The sequence below is a fragment of the Embleya sp. L77 genome (assembly GCF_055557415.1).
On the sequence record NZ_CM145709.1, the window covers coordinates 4,586,322 to 4,603,462 of the forward strand.

15 protein-coding genes, 1 tRNA gene and 1 riboswitch are annotated in these 17,141 nt (G+C 72.8%); of the genes, 10 read left to right on the forward strand and 6 right to left on the reverse strand.

The window, feature by feature from the left end; all coding sequences use genetic code 11:
- Positions 1 to 129 precede the first annotated feature (129 nt).
- A complete protein-coding gene (locus ACZOOI_RS19700) occupies positions 130 to 1,053 on the forward strand; it encodes an LLM class flavin-dependent oxidoreductase (protein WP_465277092.1) in 924 nt (307 codons plus the stop codon).
- A 6-nt stretch (positions 1,054 to 1,059) separates the two neighbouring features.
- Here ACZOOI_RS19700 and ACZOOI_RS19705 read toward each other — a convergent pair whose 3' ends face one another.
- The 5 genes from ACZOOI_RS19705 to ACZOOI_RS19725 form a co-directional block, all read right to left on the reverse strand.
- Complete coding sequence (locus ACZOOI_RS19705) at positions 1,060 to 1,419, reverse strand: hypothetical protein (protein ID WP_465277093.1); 360 nt, start codon at positions 1,417 to 1,419, stop codon at positions 1,060 to 1,062.
- Between the two features lie 139 nt (positions 1,420 to 1,558).
- Positions 1,559 to 2,332, reverse strand: a complete 774-nt coding sequence (locus tag ACZOOI_RS19710) for an ABC transporter ATP-binding protein (RefSeq protein WP_465277094.1) — start codon at positions 2,330 to 2,332, stop codon at positions 1,559 to 1,561.
- Positions 2,329 to 3,486, reverse strand: coding sequence for a FecCD family ABC transporter permease (locus ACZOOI_RS19715; RefSeq protein WP_465277095.1), 1,158 nt, complete (start codon positions 3,484 to 3,486; stop codon positions 2,329 to 2,331). Before ACZOOI_RS19715 ends, ACZOOI_RS19710 begins: the two co-directional genes overlap by 4 nt.
- The gene (locus ACZOOI_RS19720) at positions 3,483 to 4,469 is read right to left on the reverse strand and encodes an ABC transporter substrate-binding protein (RefSeq protein WP_465277096.1); all 987 of its coding nucleotides are present in this window, start codon (positions 4,467 to 4,469) and stop codon (positions 3,483 to 3,485) included. The genes ACZOOI_RS19715 and ACZOOI_RS19720 overlap by 4 nt, the downstream gene beginning before the upstream one ends.
- 235 nt (positions 4,470 to 4,704) lie before the next feature.
- Positions 4,705 to 4,942, reverse strand: a riboswitch (cobalamin riboswitch).
- 194 nt (positions 4,943 to 5,136) lie between these two features.
- Positions 5,137 to 5,940, reverse strand: coding sequence for a DeoR/GlpR family DNA-binding transcription regulator (locus ACZOOI_RS19725; protein WP_465277097.1), 804 nt, complete (start codon positions 5,938 to 5,940; stop codon positions 5,137 to 5,139).
- A 147-nt stretch (positions 5,941 to 6,087) separates the two neighbouring features.
- Here ACZOOI_RS19725 and galT point away from each other — a divergent pair, with 147 nt between their 5' ends.
- The 6 genes from galT to ACZOOI_RS19755 all read left to right on the forward strand — a co-directional run bounded on the left by galT (position 6,088) and on the right by ACZOOI_RS19755 (position 12,064).
- Positions 6,088 to 7,248 carry a galactose-1-phosphate uridylyltransferase gene (galT, locus tag ACZOOI_RS19730; protein WP_465277098.1) on the forward strand — a complete coding sequence of 387 codons (1,161 nt, stop codon included), beginning with the start codon at positions 6,088 to 6,090 and terminating at the stop codon, positions 7,246 to 7,248.
- A 5-nt stretch (positions 7,249 to 7,253) separates the two neighbouring features.
- Positions 7,254 to 8,219 (forward strand): UDP-glucose 4-epimerase GalE, encoded by a 966-nt coding sequence (gene galE / locus ACZOOI_RS19735; protein ID WP_465281240.1) that lies wholly within the window; start codon positions 7,254 to 7,256, stop codon positions 8,217 to 8,219.
- Positions 8,213 to 9,325 carry a galactokinase gene (galK, locus tag ACZOOI_RS19740; protein WP_465281241.1) on the forward strand — a complete coding sequence of 371 codons (1,113 nt, stop codon included), beginning with the start codon at positions 8,213 to 8,215 and terminating at the stop codon, positions 9,323 to 9,325. Before galE ends, galK begins: the two co-directional genes overlap by 7 nt.
- A gap of 474 nt (positions 9,326 to 9,799) precedes the next feature.
- A complete protein-coding gene (locus ACZOOI_RS19745) occupies positions 9,800 to 10,999 on the forward strand; it encodes a helix-turn-helix domain-containing protein (RefSeq protein ID WP_465277099.1) in 1,200 nt (399 codons plus the stop codon).
- A gap of 101 nt (positions 11,000 to 11,100) precedes the next feature.
- Complete coding sequence (locus ACZOOI_RS19750; RefSeq protein ID WP_465277100.1) at positions 11,101 to 11,295, forward strand: hypothetical protein; 195 nt, start codon at positions 11,101 to 11,103, stop codon at positions 11,293 to 11,295.
- A gap of 205 nt (positions 11,296 to 11,500) precedes the next feature.
- Positions 11,501 to 12,064, forward strand: coding sequence for a hypothetical protein (locus ACZOOI_RS19755; RefSeq protein WP_465277101.1), 564 nt, complete (start codon positions 11,501 to 11,503; stop codon positions 12,062 to 12,064).
- Positions 12,065 to 12,463: 399 nt separating this feature from the next.
- Here ACZOOI_RS19755 and ACZOOI_RS19760 read toward each other — a convergent pair.
- A tRNA-Arg gene (locus ACZOOI_RS19760) sits at positions 12,464 to 12,536 on the reverse strand.
- Between the two features lie 161 nt (positions 12,537 to 12,697).
- Here ACZOOI_RS19760 and ACZOOI_RS19765 point away from each other — a divergent pair.
- From ACZOOI_RS19765 to ACZOOI_RS19775, 3 genes are all read left to right on the forward strand, one after another.
- Positions 12,698 to 13,750 (forward strand): Gfo/Idh/MocA family oxidoreductase, encoded by a 1,053-nt coding sequence (locus ACZOOI_RS19765; protein WP_465277102.1) that lies wholly within the window; start codon positions 12,698 to 12,700, stop codon positions 13,748 to 13,750.
- Between the two features lie 56 nt (positions 13,751 to 13,806).
- On the forward strand, positions 13,807 to 15,186 hold the full coding sequence (locus ACZOOI_RS19770; protein WP_465277103.1) for a GTPase domain-containing protein: 1,380 nt from the start codon (positions 13,807 to 13,809) through the stop codon (positions 15,184 to 15,186).
- Positions 15,187 to 15,376: 190 nt separating this feature from the next.
- Positions 15,377 to 16,999, forward strand: a complete 1,623-nt coding sequence (locus tag ACZOOI_RS19775; protein WP_465277104.1) for a GTPase — start codon at positions 15,377 to 15,379, stop codon at positions 16,997 to 16,999.
- Positions 17,000 to 17,141: the final 142 nt, after the last annotated feature.

The window sequence follows — 17,141 nt, forward strand, 5'->3', positions numbered from 1 at the left end:
GGACGTGTGTCCGGGGCCGTGTGTCCGGCCCCGCGCGGGCCGGTCCGAGGGTGGGTTCTAGGATCGGCAGGAAACGGACGATCCCGCGAATTCCCCCGGGACTTCTCCCGGCCCGGAGGGACGACACGCGTGCGGCTCGGCTTCCTCACCCATGTGGCCGGCGCCGGCGGCGCCCGTACGGTCTACCGGGAGACCATCGAACTCGCGGTGGCCGCCGAGGAGTTCGGCTACGACTCGTTCTGGGTCGCACAGCACCACCTGGGTGCACAGGGCGCGTTGTCGCCGTCACCGTTCGTACTGCTCGCCGCGATCGCCGAACGCACCACCCGGATCCGCCTGGGCACGGCGGTCGTGGTGGGCCCGACCGAGCACCCGATCCGCCTCGCCGAGGACGCCGCCGTACTGGACACGCTCAGCGGCGGCCGGCTCGAACTGGGCCTGGGCGCGGGCTCCGACCCGGCCACATCCGAACGGTTCGGCATCGCGCACGAGAGCCGCCACGCCCGCCTCCGGGAGACCGTGGACAGCGTGCTCGACCTGTTGACCGGCGCCGACCTGGTCCCACCCGCACCCACGCTGCGCGACCGGATATGGCTCGGCACCGGCAGCCCGGACGGCATCGCCTGGGCGGTCGACCGCGACCTCGGCATTCTCTCCGGCCGCCGCTCCAGTGGCCCCGCCGGCCCGCTGCCGGGCGACCGCGAGGCGGCGGAACACCTGGCCCGCCACACCCCGGGCAGGGTGGCCCTGTCCCGCCCGGTCCACCCCGGCCCGCCGGACGCCCTGGCCGAGCACCTGCTCCCGTGGATCACCCAGGCCCACGCCGCCGGCCGCTTCCCGGTCGATTTCACGCCGGCCGACTACCTGGCAATCGGCAACATGTACACCGGTACCCCGGAATCCGTGGCCCGTTCCCTGCTGGCCGACCCCGGCTACCCCCACGCCACCGATCTCCTGTGCCACACCCAGCCCGCTCGGCTGTCCGCGGCCGAACTGCTGCCCGCGATGCGCCGCACGGCCCGGGAGGTCCGACCGCTGCTGGCCGCCGGATAGCCCGCGTCAGGCCGCCGGGCCGTTCTGGCTCAGGGCGAACGCGGTGGCCTGGAGGGCGATGGCGGCGAGGACCAAGGGGAGGGTGATCGTGGCGCGGCGGCCGCCGGGTCGGCGGGAGGGCCGCACCAGCGCGATCAGGGCGGTCACGAAGCTGATCGCGAACAGGCCGAAGACCCAGGGCAGTCGGGTTTCGTACCAGTCGCGGCACGCCTGGTTGGCGCAGGATTCGGTGGCGCCGCCGAAGCCGATCAGGACGAACAGGTCGGTCACGGCGACCACGACGAACGCGAACAGGCCGACGACGAACGCCGCCGCACGGGCGAAGCCGTCGCCGTTGCTGCCCGAGGTGGGAGGCGGGTAGGTCATGCGGGTCACGCTAGGCGGCGGGTCCGACGCGGGCATCCGTACAAGTACTCACTTTCCGCACGTCCGCGTCGGCCCACCGGAGCGGTGCCGAAGCAGCGCCGATGCGTACCCGGCGCACCCGCTCGATGCGCGCCCGTCCCTACAGCACCACCACCAACGGCGTCCCCGTCCGCGGGTGCGTCCGGATCTCCGTGTCGATGCGGTACACCCGCTCGATCGTCGGCGCCGTCAGGACCTCCGCCGGTGTGCCGCTCGCCACCTGCCGGCCGTCGGCCAGCAGGCAGATCCGGTCGCAGAACATCGCCGCCAGGTTGAGGTCGTGCAGTGCCACCAGCACACTCACGCCCAGTCGGCGGACCAACCGCAACAACCCGAGCTGGTGGTGGATGTCGAGGTGGTTGGTCGGCTCGTCCATCACCAGCAGGCCCGGCTGCTGCACCAACGCCCGTGCCACCAGCGCCCGTTGCCGCTCACCGCCGGAGAGCAGCGCGAACGGCCGCTCGGTCAGGTCGGCGAGTTCGAGCAGCTCGACCGCGGCCGTCACGATCGCCCGGTCGGCCGCGTCGTCCGGATCGAGCAGGCCCTTGTGTGCCGAGCGGCCCATCGCGACCACGTCCCGCACGGTCAGCGGGAAGTCGGTCGGCATGTCCTGGAGCACCGTGCCGATCCGCCGCGCGGCCCAGCGCGCCGAATGGGTCCACACGTCCGCGTCGTCCAGGAGCACCCGGCCCGAGGTCGGTCGGTTCACCCGGTACACGCTGCGCAACAGGGTCGATTTGCCACTGCCGTTGGGACCGAGCAGGCCGACCACCTCGCCGGGCCGCACGGTCAGCGACACCGCGTCCACCAGAGTTCGGTCGCCGATGGCGAAGGTGACCTCGTCCAGGACCAGGCGCGCTGCGGGTCCGCTCATCGCGCGCCCGCTTCCCGGCGCGCGTCCCGGCGCAGCAGCCAGACGAAGAACGGGCCGCCCACCAGCGAGGTCACGATGCCCACCGGCAACTCCTGCGGGGCGAGCACCGTACGCGCCACCAGGTCCGCGCAGATCGCGAACACCGCGCCGAGCAGCGCGGCCACCGGCAGCGCCCGCCGATGGTCGGCGCCGACCAGCAGCCGGACCACGTGCGGCAACATCAGGCCGACGAAGCCGATCACCCCGCTGACCGCGACCACGACCCCGGTGAGCACCGCGGCGAGCAGGAACATCCCCTGTCGGAACCGCTGGACGTCCAGGCCGAGCGCGGCGGCGCTCTCCTCGCCGGCCAGGAGCAGGTTGAGGTTGCGCGCCTGGAGGAGCAGTACGACCAGGCCGATCGCGAGCGCGAGGGCCGGTACGAGCAGCAGCGTCCAGCGGGCCGAGCCGAAGCCGCCCAGCGTCCAGAACAGCACCTGGGCGGCGAGTTGCGGATCCGGTGAGGTGAGCACGAGCAGGCTGGTCAGCGAGGACAACACGGCGCTGACCGCGACCCCGGCCAGGACCAGCCGTACCGCGGTGACCCGGCCGCCGGAGCGGGCCACCGAGAACACCACGAGCAGGGTGAGCAGGCCGCCGGCGAACGCGGCCGCGTTGAGGGTGAGCGCGCCGAGCGACAGGCCGCCGACCGACGCCACGCCCCAGCGCATCACCAGGACCGCGCCGCCGGCCGCGCCGGCGGAGACGCCGAGCACGTCCGGCCCGGCCAGCGGGTTGCGCACGATCGCCTGGATCACCATGCCCACCACGGCCAGCGTCGCGCCGACGACCGCCGCGAGCAACACCCTGGGCAGTCGGGTGTCGGCGATGATCAGGTCGTGGGCACGGCTCCAGGACGGTTGCACCCACGCGTCGCCGCCGATCCGGTGCGCGAGGATGCGCCACGTCTCCGACCACGGCACGGGCACCGATCCCACCAGCAGCCCGGCCGTCGCCGCCGCGAACAGCGCCACGAGCAGGGCGCCGACCACCAGCGGGAGCCGTACCCGGCCGCCCGGCACGTGGACCGGGCGGCGCGGGTCCGGCACCGCCGGCGGGCCGCCGCCGCGCAGGATGGCGACCCGTACCGTCGTCGGGTCCTGATCGATCGTCATGACCGGTCGGGGTGCAGCTGCTTCGCGAGTTCCTCGACCGCGTCCACGGAGCGCGGTCCGGGCTGGGCGACGGACAGCGAGATCACCGGAAAGGCGTTCGCGCGCAGTGCGGGTACGTCGGCGAGTACGGGAACGGCCCTGAGCGTGGTGATCTTGGCGTCCACCGACGGCGTCACGTAGTCGTAGATCAGCACCACGTCCGGCTTGCGTTCGGCGACCTGCTCCCAGGAGACCTTGGTCCAGCGCTCGTTCAGATCGGCGAACACGTTGGTGCCGCCGGCGCGGGTGATGATCTCGTCGAGCATCGAGTTGCCGCCCGTGGTCTGCGCGGCGTCGGCGCCCGAGTTGTACACGAACACCTTGACCGGCGTCGTGCCCGCGAGCCGCGCGGTGACCGCGTCGAGCCGTCGGCGCAGTTCGGCGACCGAGCGTTCGGCACGCTCGGGGACGCCGAAGATGCCGCCGATGGAGCGGAGTTCGTCGTAGAGCCGGTCGAAGGTGACCGGCGCCTTGGCGCAGCCCTCGGGGTTGAGGTGGGTCCTGACGTTCACTTCGCCGAGCCGGGCGCGGGTGTGGCCGGACGACTCCGAGAAGCCGTCGGGGTAGCCCGAGTAGACGAAGTCGGGTGTGGCTTCGAGCAGTTTCTCCAGTGAGGGCTGCGCGTCGGCGAGCACCGGGATGCGCGCGTACGCGTCCTTGTACCTGTCGCCGATGGTGCGGCCCTTGAGGTACGCGGTGCCCACCATCCGGTCGGCCAGGCCCAGTTCGAGCATCAGCTCGGTGGCGTTGGAGGTCAGCGTGGCGGCGCGTTGCGGCGGCCGGTCGTAGGTCGTGGTGACGCCGCAGTTGTCCGCGTCGGTGTACGGCTTGTAGGCGACGGGCGCGGGCGTGCTCGGCTTCTTGTCCTGCACCGCACCGCCGCATGCGGTCGCGAACAGCGCGAGTGCGGCGACTGCGGCGGCCCACGGGCGGGTGCGGGCCATCGGCGTCGGCATCCGCCCACGTATCGGTGTCCGTATCCGCCCAGGTGTCCGCCCCGGTTTCGGTGTCGGTATCCGCCCCGGTTTCGGGGTCCGTGTCAACATTCGTGTCGGCATCGTCGAAGCTCTCCCTTGCGAGTCCTCGTCGGGGAACTCGGGAGGGAGCGCGGCGCCGGACACCGTGCGGCGCCGTCGTCCGACGGACCCGCCCGCGAGGTCCCGGAAGTCCGCGTGCGCGAGGCGAACGCGGGCGACGGCAGGTCTTCGGACTCGTGGGCGGGTTCCGATCGCCACGGGTGTGGCCGGATTTCCTACCGGTCGCCGCTTCCCGGATCCCGTATCACCGGGCCCAGTGCGTGATGGCGACTTTCGTTCCCACTTACCGCTGCGGGGCAGTTCCGGATTCGCACCGGATTCCCTCTTGCGACACCCGGAATCGGTCGAAGCCGGGTGAACCGTTCGCAAGGGCAGCCTAACCATGGTCGATTCGGCGGCCGAGCGAGGGGGCTGCGCGGGTCGCCGCAAGCACGGGTCAGCCGGGCGCGGATCGGCCCGACGCGGGTCGGCGGTCGAGGCGGTTCGGGTCGGGCCGATCCGCGCGAGGTCGGCCCGGGTGAGGTCGGCCGACCGAGTCGCCCGGAGCCCGCGGCGCCGCCCGTTGCTTCGGCCGCTACTCGGCGACCAGGATCTCCAGCCCCACGTCGCGCAGCGCGTCGAGCGTGTCCGGGTCGGCCGGTCCGCTGGTGATCAGCAGGTCGATGTCCGCCAGCGGGCACACCTCGGCGAGTTCGACCCGGCCCAGTTTCGACCCGTCGGCGACCACGACCCGACGCCCGGCCGCCCGCAACATCGCCCGCTTGGCCTCGGCCTCGGGCAGGTTCACGTTGGTGATGCCGCCCGTGGGGTGCACGCCGTTGCAGCCGAGGAAGACCGTGTCGGCGTGGATGCGCTCCAGGATGTGGTCGCCGAGCGGATTGATCAGGGAGTGCTGCAACGGCCGCAGGGTGCCGCCGGTGACCACGACCGAGAACCGGGGGATGGCCCGCTCCAGCTCCAGGGCGATGGTCAGCCCGTTGGTGAACACCACGAGGTCGCGCAGGTCGTCGCGGTCCACCAGGGCCCGGGCCACGAACGTGGTGGTCGTACCCACGTCCAGGACCACGCTCTCGGCCGGCGACACCAGCGCCGCGGCGGCCTGCCCGATCAGCGTCTTCGCGGGTGATGCCGAGGTCAGCGCCTCCTCGAAGGACGGCTCGACCCGGGGATCGCGGCCGGTGAACATGGCGCCGCCGCGGACCCGGCGCAGCCGGCCCTGGCGCTCCAACACCTCCAGGTCGGCCCGGACCGTCACGCGCGAGATGCCGAACGCCTCGGCCAGGTCGGTGACCTTGGCGAAGCCTCGATCCGCGATCGTCGCGGCCATCCGGGCGCGGCGGCCTTCGGCGGGCAGACCGTCGGTGTCGTCGTCAGGCATGGGCGCCATCTTGCGGACACCTTCCGAAACTTGTCAAACCGCAGGTGGGGCCGGGCGGATGGCGGCGGGATCGCGACAACGGCAAGCATCCTGGCTGTCATGACTTTCTCATTGACAAGTTTTGGAAAGCTTTGCAAGATTGAATACATGAAGAAGACGCAGGCCGTCATGGCCGACGGTCGCGAGATCGTCTACTACGACACGCGGGACGACGCGGTCCGCACCGCCGTCGACACGCGTGATCTCGCCCCCGTGGTCAGCGGCTCCGAGATGCGCTACGACCGACTGCTCGACGAGTGGGTCGTGGTCGCCTCGCACCGGCAGACCAGGACCCACCTGCCCGCCGCCGACGCGTGCCCGCTGTGCCCGTCCACGCCCGAGCGGGCCACCGAGGTCGCCGAAGCCGACTACGAGGTCGTCGTCTTCGAGAACCGCTTCCCGTCGATGTCCGGGTCCTCGACCTCCGGCCAGGCAGCCCAGGCAGCCCAGGCAGGCCAGGACCCCTCGAATCCCGTCGCCGGCGGTGCCGCGGCCGGGCGGCCCGAGCCCGGCTGGGACCACGACCCGTTCCCGAGCCGGCCGTCCGGCGGACGGTGCGAGGTGATGTGCTTCACCCCCGAGCACGACGCGTCCTTCAAGGACCTCACCCCCGAGCGGGCGCGCCTGGTACTGGACGCGTGGACCGACCGCACCGCCGAATTGTCCGCGTTGCCCGGCGTCGAGCAGGTGTACTGCTTCGAGAACCGCGGCCGGGAGATCGGCGTCACGCTGCCGCACTCGCACGGGCAGATCTACGCCTACCCGTTCGTCACCCCGCGCACGGCCACGATGATCGCGAGCACGGCCGCGCACCGGCACCGCACCGGTCGCAACCTGTTCGAGGACGTGCTCGCCGCGGAGCGGGCCGACGGATCGCGGATCGTGGCCGAGGGCGAGCACTGGACCGCGTTCGTGCCCGCCGCCGCGCGCTGGCCGTACGAGGTGCACCTGTACCCGAACCGCCGCGTGCCGGACCTGCTCGCGCTGGAGGAGGCCGCGCGCGCCGAGTTCGGCCCGATGTACCTGGATCTGCTCGGCCGCTTCGACCGCCTCTTCGACGGCGAGCCCGCGCCGTACATCGCCGCATGGCAGCAGGCACCGGTCCGCTCGGGCCGGGTCGACTTCGCGCTCCACCTGGAGCTTTTCTCGATTCGACGGGCACCGGGCAAGCTGAAGTACCTTGCCGGGAGCGAATCGGGGATGGGTGTGTTCATCAGCGACGTACCGCCGGAGACCGCGGCGGCACGACTGCGGGAGGTCGGCGAATGAGGCTCATGGTCACCGGCGGCGCGGGCTACGTGGGCAGCGTCGTCGCCGCCCACCTGGTCGCGGCCGGGCACGACGTGGTGGTGCTCGACGACCTGTCCACCGGGCATCGCGACGCGGTCCCGGACAAGGCGGTGTTCGTCGAGGGCCGGGTCCAGGACGCCGCCCGGCACCTGGACCCGTCGTTCGACGCGGTCCTGCACTTCGCCGCGTCCTCCCTGGTCGGCGAGTCCGTCACCGGGCCGGCCGGGTACTGGCACAACAATGTGGGCGGCTCGCTCGCGCTGCTGGACGCGCTGCGTACGCACGGCGTCACCCGCTTCGTGTTCTCCTCCACCGCGGCCGTCTACGGCGCTCCCGAGGTCTCGCCGATCACCGAGGACGCGCCGTGCGCGCCGACGAACCCGTACGGCGCCTCGAAACTGACGGTCGATCACCTGATCACCTCGTACTGCGCCGCGTACGGCCTGCGGGCGGTGAGTCTGCGCTACTTCAACGTCGCGGGCGCGTACGGCCGGTACGGCGAGCGGCATGCGACCGAGACCCACCTGATCCCGCTGGCCCTCCAGGTGCCCAACGGCACCCGCGGCTCGGTCGCGCTATACGGCACCGACTACCCGACGCCGGACGGGACGTGCGTGCGCGACTACATCCACGTCGCCGACCTGGCCGACGCGCACCTGCTCGCGCTCGCCGCGACCGGCGAGGGCGGCGCCGCGACCGGGCACCTGATCTGCAACCTCGGCAACGGGACCGGCTTCTCGGTCCGGGACGTGGTGGACGCGGTCCGCACGGTGACCGGCTGCGCGGTACCGGCGCACGAGGCGCCGCGCCGGGCGGGCGATCCGCCGGTGCTGGTGGCCGCCGCCGACCGGGCGCGCGACGTGCTGGGCTGGCGGCCGACCCGGACCTCGCTGGAGGACATCGTGGCGGACGCGTGGACGTTCCTGCGGGACGGCGAGGCGGCGTGGTGAGCGAGTTCCGCGTCGAAGGCGTCTGGGCGGCGCCGGGCCGGGTCAACGTGATCGGCGAACACACCGACTACAACAACGGGTTCGTATTGCCGATCGCGATCCCGCACACCGCGCGTGCCGCCGTCGGGCGGCGTACGGACGGCCGGCTGCGGCTGGCATCCGGGCACGCCGGGAGCGAATCGGTCGACCTGGCGATCGCCGACCTGGCGCCCGGCGTACCGGACGGATGGGCCGCGTACCCGGCGGGTGTGGTGTGGGCGCTGCGCGCGGCAGGGCACGAGATCGGCGGAGCCGACATCAGGATCGACAGCGACGTGCCGGTGGGAGCGGGGCTGTCCTCGTCGGCGGCACTGTCCTGCGCGGTCGTGCTGGCGCTCGACGACCTGTACGAACTGGGCCTGGATCGCGTCGAGTCGGCCCGGATCGCGCAGCGCGTGGAGACCGACTTCGTGGGCGTCCCGGTCGGCATGCTGGACCAGATGGCCTCGCTCGGCTGCGTCGCGGGCCACGCGTTCTTCCTCGATTGCCGCGACCTGACCGGCAGTCACGTCCCGTTCGACTGCGCGAGCGCGGGGTTGCGGCTGCTGGTGATCGACACCCGGGCCCGGCACGCGCTCGTGGACGGCGGGTACGCGGAGCGCCGGGCCTCCTGCGAGGAGGCGGCGCGACTGCTCGGGGTGCCGTCGCTGCGCGAGGTGGCCGATCCGGACGCGGCCCTCGCGGCGCTGCCGGACGGGCCGTTGCGCCGTCGGGTGCGGCACGTGCTCACCGAGAACGCGCGTGTGCTGCGTGTGGTCGAGGCGTTGGAGGCCGGCGATGTCCGGGCGATCGGGCCCGAGTTGACCGCGTCGCATGCGTCGATGCGGGACGACTACACGATTTCCTGCGCCGAACTGGACACCGCCGTGGACACCGCGCTGGCGGCGGGCGCGCTGGGCGCCCGGCTGGTCGGCGGCGGCTTCGGCGGCTCGGCCATCGCGCTGGTCGACGCGGACCGCTGCGCGGCGGTCGAGGAGGCGGTCGAAAAGGCCTTCGCGGCCCGCGGCTTCACCGCACCGCGGTTCTTCCAGGCGGTGCCGTCGGCGGGCGCACGCCGCGAATCCTGACCGACCCCGGGCCCGACTCCACATCGGGCCCGACAGCACCACCCTCGGGCGGCCGAACGACCATCACGGTCGTACGGCCGCCCGATCCGCGGTCGGGGACCGGAGGCCGGCGGTGATGCCCAAGGTCCCCCGCGACCCTCACGGGTGTCACCTCGCGTTCCCTCCGCCGCCGGCTCCGCTCGGACATCGTCTCCAGGCAGTCGGCCTGATCTCTGGGGGCATCTGCCGCCGGGTGGTGTCCACCGGTTATCCGCGACGACGGCCGGTCGCAAATCACCAACATCGACCCTCGCGCCTTGGTACCGGGTGTACCCGATCGCCCATCCACCGGCAAAAGATCGGCGCAGGGCAGGCCGAAGGGCTTACGCCAGGCCGGATGTATCCCTGCTCGGCGTACCGTGACGAAGGCAACCTTCCAACTGGCAGGCCATGCCTCCGGAGGCTCCTGCTCGACAGGCAGGCAGGTGAAGAACCGTGGTTGACGACCACGATCTCAGCATCGGACAGCGTGTGAAAGCGCTCCGCAAAGAGCGAGGCATCGACCGTCGCGCGATGGCGGCGGCCCTCGACAGATCACCCGACTGGATGCGTAGCGTCGAGGACGGGCGCCGGCAACTCGACCGATTCAGCACGATCCTGACGATCGCCGACCTGCTCGGCGTCTCGCTGCTCGATCTCGTCGGCACGCCGCCGCGGAAGGCCGGCGACGACGACGGACCTCGGGGCCTCGATGCGATGCCAACGCTGCGGCGTGCGCTCCTTCGGCATCAACTCGGCCAGGTGACCGGGGTTCCGCGGGATCTCGCGGATATCCACATCGACACCCTGACCGCACATCGATACCGGGCGAATGCCCGGTTCGGCGAACTGGGCCTTCTCCTACCGGCGTTGATCGACGATGCATCGACGGCGGCTGCGGGTCTGGAGGGAGACGATCGACTCGCCGCTTCCGGGTTCCTCTCGGCAGGACTCGCCGATGCGGCGATGATGGCCAAGAAGCTCGGTGCGATCGACCTTGCCACCGTTGCGGCTCGGCAGGCGGCCGATGCCGCAGCCGAGGCCGGAAGCCCGTTGTTGTCGCTCGCAGCCGCGTGGACCCAGGCCGAGGTGTGCATGTCGGCAGGCGCCACCTCCGAGGCAAGCGCCATCATCCGAACGGCTCTCGACCAACTCGACGGCATGCTTGGCGATGACATGGCCGCATGGTCCCTGTGGGGCACACTGCACCTGGTCGCGGCAGTCGGCGCGGCGCAATGGTGCGAACGGCGGGACGCCGAAAGCCACTTGGCCGAGGCCCGAAGGGCAGCGGCGCGAACGGGAGAGCGGGACGACTTCCAGACCGCGTTCGGCCCCGGCAACGTTGCGCTCCTCGGAGTCTCGGCCAGGCTCGAACTCGGCGACGGCCGCGCGGCGTTGGAGGCGGCGCGAGGCATTGACCTGTCTCGTCTTCCGAAGGAACGAAGGGCGCGCCGGTACATCGACATCGGCCGTGCCCATGCTCAGGATTCGGACGACGAGGCGAGCATGCGCGCGCTCTTGGACGCAGACCGGATCGCGCCCGAGTATGTGCACGCGCATCCACTCGTCCGTGACATGGTCACCACCGCGAAACGGCGGAACCTTCTTGCCTCACGCGAGCCGGTAATGCGGATGGCGCGTCGTATCGGGGTCTGACCACAACAGATTTGCCGAGCATTGGCGGACCGGGTACGAGGCGTACCCGGTCCGTCGCCATGCTCGCGACATGCTGGTCGGACCACGACACAGGGAGCGAGATGAGCGACGAGACGACCCTCGACGACATCGTGCGTGTTGTACCCAGCGGGAACGCCTCCGAGCCGGTGCGGATACAGATCCCCGGCCGCGAGCTGCCCGATATCACCGACGCCGAGGGCGCAGCCCTGTACCGCCAACTCGGCGCCTACCTGATCCAGCAAGGCAGCAGCCCGATCATGCGTCGCAACGCCTGATCGCTCGACCACCGCTCGGCGTCGCCGAACCGCGCCGTGCCGAGCGGCCACCGCCCCGGTCCGACGGTCATTGCCCACACGGTCGGACCGGGTCACCCGCGGGGCGGGGGCGGCAGGGGTCGGAGGAGGTCTCCCCCGTGCCGTCCCGGCGGCGGCACCGCCCCCGTCCGCAGCAACCACCCCACACACGCACCATGGAGTCCTCGTGACCGAATCCGAGGCGGTCGTCGCGACCGTGACGTTGCCCGCCTGGACCATTCACCTCGTGCCCGTCCACCACCCGCGACCGTGGCGTCTCCTCGTCGTCTCCGCCGGGCTCCATCCCCCGGCCGTGCAACTCGACCGCGCAGCCGCCCACCTGACCGACGCCGAGGTGGCCACACTCGCCGAGACGCTGCTCCGGCCCCGGCGCAGCCAAGGCCCGAAGCCGGGGCGGGCCCGCCTCGTGCGCGACGGCCACGGCCTGCTGCTGCGCATCCTCGTCGACCCCGTCGCCGACGAACCGGGCCTGGTCGCCCACGTCGAGGAGCACCACCGCGGCGTCCTGCTCGACGACCTCATCCGCCGTCGCCCCGACCTGGTCCCCACCGCCGCGCCACCCGAGCCGAAGCTGTGCCTGGACCCGACACCGGTCACCGGCCTCACCATCGACCAGGTCGCCGAGCTGCACACCCGCCTCGGCCGATGGCTCGACAGCGAAGGCATCCGCGCGGCACTCGACGACCGCAGGATCGCGTGCCTCGTCCGGGACCCGAAGACCGGCCGATGACCGCCGACCGCCACGACCGAGCACCACCGAGGAGACCACCGCCGAACCCCACGACCGTCCCGCCCCGGTCCCGCCCGGCTCGCGCAACCGGCCGAGCGGCGACCTTGCGAGCCGGCTCCTCCATGCTTCCGAGCCCGGCCCTCCGTGCCGCGGGACCCGTATGTTTCCGGCCGGCACATCCCATTGCGCAAACGACACGAAGGGGGCACATCGCGGATCCGGGCGACGACAAGGCGGCGCGCCGTCACCGCCTGCGCAAGCCCGGTCACGGTCGGGTGCCGACCGTCCCGCGAGCACCCGACGGCCCACCGGTACGGCCGCCGGGCCTGCACGTGCACACCTGCGCTGACCTGCGCGGACGCCGCCCGGGGGTGCGGGCGGCGGACGGCGGCGTGGCGGTGCCCCCGGCAGGACTCGAACCTGCGACCAAGTGCTTAGAAGGCACCTGCTCTGTCCACTGAGCTACGAGGGCGTGGGCGAATCAGGATCTTGCACCGGATCCGGTCGCGGCACAACAGAATAGGGCCGTGTGCATGCCTCACCGGCGTTCCCGTGGTCACCGTTACCTGATCAGACGCAGTTGGCGGCCAGAATGTGATCAGAGAAGGGCCGAAACGGGCAGAGGGAGGCGCAGTGGGTCCCACAAGGACTGTACTTGTCGGCTATGGCGTGGGGGGCTCGGCCTTCCACGCGCCGGTCATCGAGGCCGTGGACGGGCTGGAACTGGTTGCCGTGGTGACCGGGAATCCCGAGCGCGGGGCGCAGGTGCGCAAGCGGCATCCGCAGGCCGAGGTGATCGGGACGACCGACGAGATGTTCGCTCGCGCGGGTGACTTCGACCTCGTGGTGATCACCGTGCCGAACCGCTTCCATGTCCCGCTGGCGACCCGTGCGTTGGAAGCCGGGCTGCATGTGGTGGTGGACAAGCCGTTCGCCGGGACCGTTGCCGAGGGTCGGGAGCTCGTTTCGACGGCGACCCGCCACCATCGCAGGCTGGGGGTCTACCAGAACCGTCGGTTCGACGGTGACTTCCGGACCGTGCGGCGTCTGGTCGAGGAGGGGCGACTCGGCGAGGTGTACCGGTTCGAGTCGCGGTTCGAGCGGTGGCGTCCACAGGTGCGGACCTCCGTGTGGAAGGAGCAGGCCGATCCGGCGGCGCTGGGCGGGATCCTGTACGACCTGGGGACGCACCTGATCGATCAGGCGGTCGCGCTGTTCGGGCGACCCACGCACGTGTACGCGGAGTTGGGCACCCGGCGGCCGGGGGCGCTCGTGGACGACGACAGCTTCGTGGCACTCACCCACGCGGGTGGCGTGCGGTCGCACCTGTGGATGAGCGCGACGGCGGCCGACCTCGGACCGCGTGTTCGGGTGCTCGGGTCGAAGGCGTCGTACGTGAAGTTCGGGATGGACCCGCAGGAGGAACTGCTGCGCGCCGGGGCCGACGTCGGTACGCCCGGGTGGGGGACCGAGCCGCCGGCGGCGTGGGGAGTGCTCGGTACGCCCGGCGACACCGTGCCGGTGGAGACCGAGCCGGGCGCCTACCAGGACTACTACGCCGCGTTCGCGCGTGCGGTGCGCGACGAGGGTGAGCCGCCGGTGTCGTTCGACGAGGCGCTGGCCGTACTGGAGACGATCGAGGCGGCGCAGCGATCCTCCGCCGACGGAGTGACCGTCACGCTGTAACGGCGGCGGTGCGTTGGGAATGCGGACAATTCGGGCAGTGGTCGCCCGTGGTGATCATGGGAAGCGACACCTTGTCCGCAGCCCTCGCCGACCTACGGGACAGGGTCGCGGCGACGTGCTTCCCGCTCGACCTGCCCGGCGCCGTGCAGGCGCGGCTGGCCCGCCGCGAGTTGATCGAACAGCTCGACGACTACCTGCTGCCCCGCCTCGCGGTGCCGCGTGCGCCGCTGCTGGCGGTGGTCGGCGGGTCCACCGGTGCGGGCCGGTCCACCCTGGTGAACGCGTTGGTCGGGCGCGAGGTCACGCCGGCCGGGCCGCTGCGGCCGACCACGCGGGTGCCGGTGCTGGTGTGCCGCTCGGGGGATCGGCACTGGTTCGCCGCGGAAGCCGGGATCGGGCTGCGGTTGGACGAGCGGGTGCCGCCCGGGATGGCGCTGCTCGACGTACCGGACATCGACTCGGTCTCCGCCGACAACCGGCGGGTGGCGGTCCGTCTGCTCGGCGCCGCCGACCTGTGGATCTTCGTCACCACCGCGTCGCGCTACGCGGACGCCGCGCCGTGGCATCTGCTCCGGCTCGCACGCGAGCGCAACACGCGTCTGGCGATCGTGCTGAACCGGGTGCCGGCGGAGGTGCTCGACGGGGTCCGGGCCGACCTCGTGCGGCTGTTGCGGCAGGCGGGGCTGGGCGACGTGCCGCTGTATCCGATCGTGGAGACCGAGCCGGGGGACGGGCTGCCCGAGCGCAACGTGGTGCCGATTCGCACCTGGCTCGCGGAGCGCGGCGCGGATCCCGACGCGCGGGCCGCGGTGGTCCGGCGCACCTTCGGCGGGCTGCTGCACAGCCTGGATCGGCGGGTGCCGCCGCTCGCGCAGGCGGCGGGACGACAGTACGAGGCGGTCGATCGGGCGCGGGCCTGTGTGGACACGGCCTACGCGGCGACCTCGCAGTGGGCGCTCCGGGCGCTCGACGACGGGTCGTTGTTGTGCGGCGCGGCGGCGGGGCGTTGGTCCGACGGTGACGTCGCGGCAGCCGCGCGGGCGGTCCGGGAGAGCCTGGACGCGTTGGTGGCGGACGCGTTCGCGCGGGGCGCCGAGCGCTCGGCGGGATGCCTGCCGCCGGGCGCGGTGCGCCGGTCGGCGCCGGAACCGCTCGGCTGGCCGGGCGATGCCGAGCCGCTCGCGTTGATCGCGGCGGTCGGCGGCCCCGTGTCGGGGCCCGGCATCGGTCGGGAGGCGGCCGGCCGGCTCGGCACCCGGATCGGATCCGAGCCGGCCGCGCGACTGATCCTGGACGTCCACCGGCGACTGCGCGGCGTCGTCGCGACGGCACTGGATGGCGAGCGGGCACGCCGGGTGGCGGCGATGACCCCGCTGCCCGCGCAGGACGGGACGGGGTTGATCGAGGCGCTCGACACGGTGCGGAGGAGCGCGTGAGCGCGCGGGCCACGGGCGCGGGCGGCGCGGAGCGCGCCTTGCCCGACGGGCGGGGGAGGGGTCGCGGCGCGGGCGGTGGACGGGTGCGCGTGGGGCCCGGGGGCCGGGGCGAGATGGCTGTGTCGTGTCGGGCCCGGGGTGATGTGGGGTGCGGTGGGTTCGCCGGCGCGCGTTCCCGGGTGTGTGGCGTGTGGTGCGACGTGTTGTGGACGCGCGGATGACCGCCGGTGGGCAGTATGTCGATCGGTTCGCCGTGCGACGGGCCCGGCATGCGAGTGGGACCGAGGAGTACGGGCGGCTGATGGCTCGGTTGGCCGCGCTCGATCGCACCGCGACGCTGGCCCGGGATCGGCTGCCCGACGCCGATCTCGCCTTGATCCACGACCTGCTCGGCCACGCCGAGACCCGGCTGGGTACCGCCACCTGGCACACCGTGGTCGCGCTCGCGGGTGCCACCGGCGGCGGCAAGTCGTCGTTGTTCAATGTGCTCACCGGGCTGCGGCTGGCGGATACCGGCGCGCGGCGGCCGACCACCCGAACCACCCTGGCGTGCGCGTGGGACCCCGAGGGCGCGGCGCCGTTGCTGGACCTGCTCGGCATCGAACCGGTGCGCCGGGTGGCCCGGCACGGATCGCTGGACGCGCGCCGAGGCGGCGGGATGCCCTCCGGTCTGGTCCTGCTCGATCTGCCCGACCACGACTCGCTCGACCTCGCGCACCGGGCGGAGGTGGACGCGGTGGTGGCGGTCGCCGACCACATCGTGTGGGTGCTCGATCCGCAGAAGTACGCGGACGCGATCGTGCACGACCGCTATCTGCGGCCGTTGCGGCACCACGGCCACAGCATGACGGTCGTGCTCAACCACGCGGACCGGTTGCCGGCCGGGGACCTCGCGGCGTGCCTGACCGATGTGCGGGCGCTGCTGGCGGCGGAAGGGCTCGCCGGTGTACGGGTGTTGGCGACGTCGCCGGAGACCGGGCTGGGGATCGCCGAACTGCGCCGGGTGGTGGTGGCCGCGGCCGGGTCCGGCGAGGCGTCGGTGATCAGGCTGGCCGCGGACCTGGATGCGCTGACCGAACGCCTGGATCCCTATTTCGCCGGGGTGGTGCCGGGCGGGGACGCGTTCACCGCCGAGGACCGCGGTGTACTGGTGGACGGTCTGTGCGACGCGGCGGGGGTGGGGGTCGTCGCGGCGGCCGCGGGCGCGGGGCTGCGGACTCCGCGGGGGCCGCTGTCGGGGCGTCGGGTACGGCGGCCTGGGGTGCGGCCCGAGCCGGTGCAGGCGCATCGCGCCGAGCAGGCGATCCGGCAGGCGGGGACGAGGCTGACGCGGGGCTTGCCGGCGCACTGGGCCGGCGGGGTGCATCGGGTGCTGGCCGAGGGACTGCGGGGATTGCCGGACGAGTTGGACGCGATGCCCGCGGGTGCGGTGCCGGAGGCCGCGGCGCCGACGGTCGCGGCGCGGGCGGCGGTGGGTGCGCAGTGGGTCGGGGTGGTTGCGGTGCCGGCCGGGTTGGTGGGGGTCGGACTGGCCTGGACGGGGGTGCCGGTGGTGCGTTGGTTCGGGGTGCCGGGGCCGTGGTGGGTGGTGGTGGCGGGGCTGGTCGTGGGGATGGCGGGGGTGTGGTTCGGGCGGCGGGTGACGGGATCGGCCGTGGAGCGGCGGACGGCGGAGGTGGCGGCGGTGCTGCGGGCGCGGGTGGCGGAGGCGGCGGATCGGTTGGTGGTGGGGCCGGCGGAGGCGGAGTTGGCGCGGTATCGGGAGGCGCACGCGTATTTCGTGGCGGCTCGGGAGCCGATGCGGCGGGGGTGAGGGAGTGCGGGGCGCGGCCGGGGGTCGCCTACGTGGGTGAGGGGGGCGGCGGGAAGGTCACCCACGTGAGTGACGGACGGCCGGGGCGTCCCTCACGTGGGCGACCTCGCGTGATGCACAGGGACCGAGTTGTGCACAGCCC

What these genes read in the sequence shown, in the direction of transcription:
- ACZOOI_RS19705 (WP_465277093.1), bottom strand. Translation starts at nt 1,419, where the DNA reads ATGACCTACCCGCCTCCCACCTCGGGCAGCAACGGCGACGGCTTCGCC.
- ACZOOI_RS19720 (WP_465277096.1), bottom strand. Translation starts at nt 4,469, where the DNA reads ATGGCCCGCACCCGCCCGTGGGCCGCCGCAGTCGCCGCACTCGCGCTG.
- galT (WP_465277098.1), top strand. Translation starts at nt 6,088, where the DNA reads ATGAAGAAGACGCAGGCCGTCATGGCCGACGGTCGCGAGATCGTCTAC.
- ACZOOI_RS19715 (WP_465277095.1), bottom strand. Translation starts at nt 3,486, where the DNA reads ATGACGATCGATCAGGACCCGACGACGGTACGGGTCGCCATCCTGCGC.
- galE (WP_465281240.1), top strand. Translation starts at nt 7,254, where the DNA reads ATGGTCACCGGCGGCGCGGGCTACGTGGGCAGCGTCGTCGCCGCCCAC.
- ACZOOI_RS19750 (WP_465277100.1), top strand. Translation starts at nt 11,101, where the DNA reads ATGAGCGACGAGACGACCCTCGACGACATCGTGCGTGTTGTACCCAGC.
- ACZOOI_RS19710 (WP_465277094.1), bottom strand. Translation starts at nt 2,332, where the DNA reads ATGAGCGGACCCGCAGCGCGCCTGGTCCTGGACGAGGTCACCTTCGCC.
- ACZOOI_RS19725 (WP_465277097.1), bottom strand. Translation starts at nt 5,940, where the DNA reads ATGCCTGACGACGACACCGACGGTCTGCCCGCCGAAGGCCGCCGCGCC.
- ACZOOI_RS19770 (WP_465277103.1), top strand. Translation starts at nt 13,807, where the DNA reads ATGGGAAGCGACACCTTGTCCGCAGCCCTCGCCGACCTACGGGACAGG.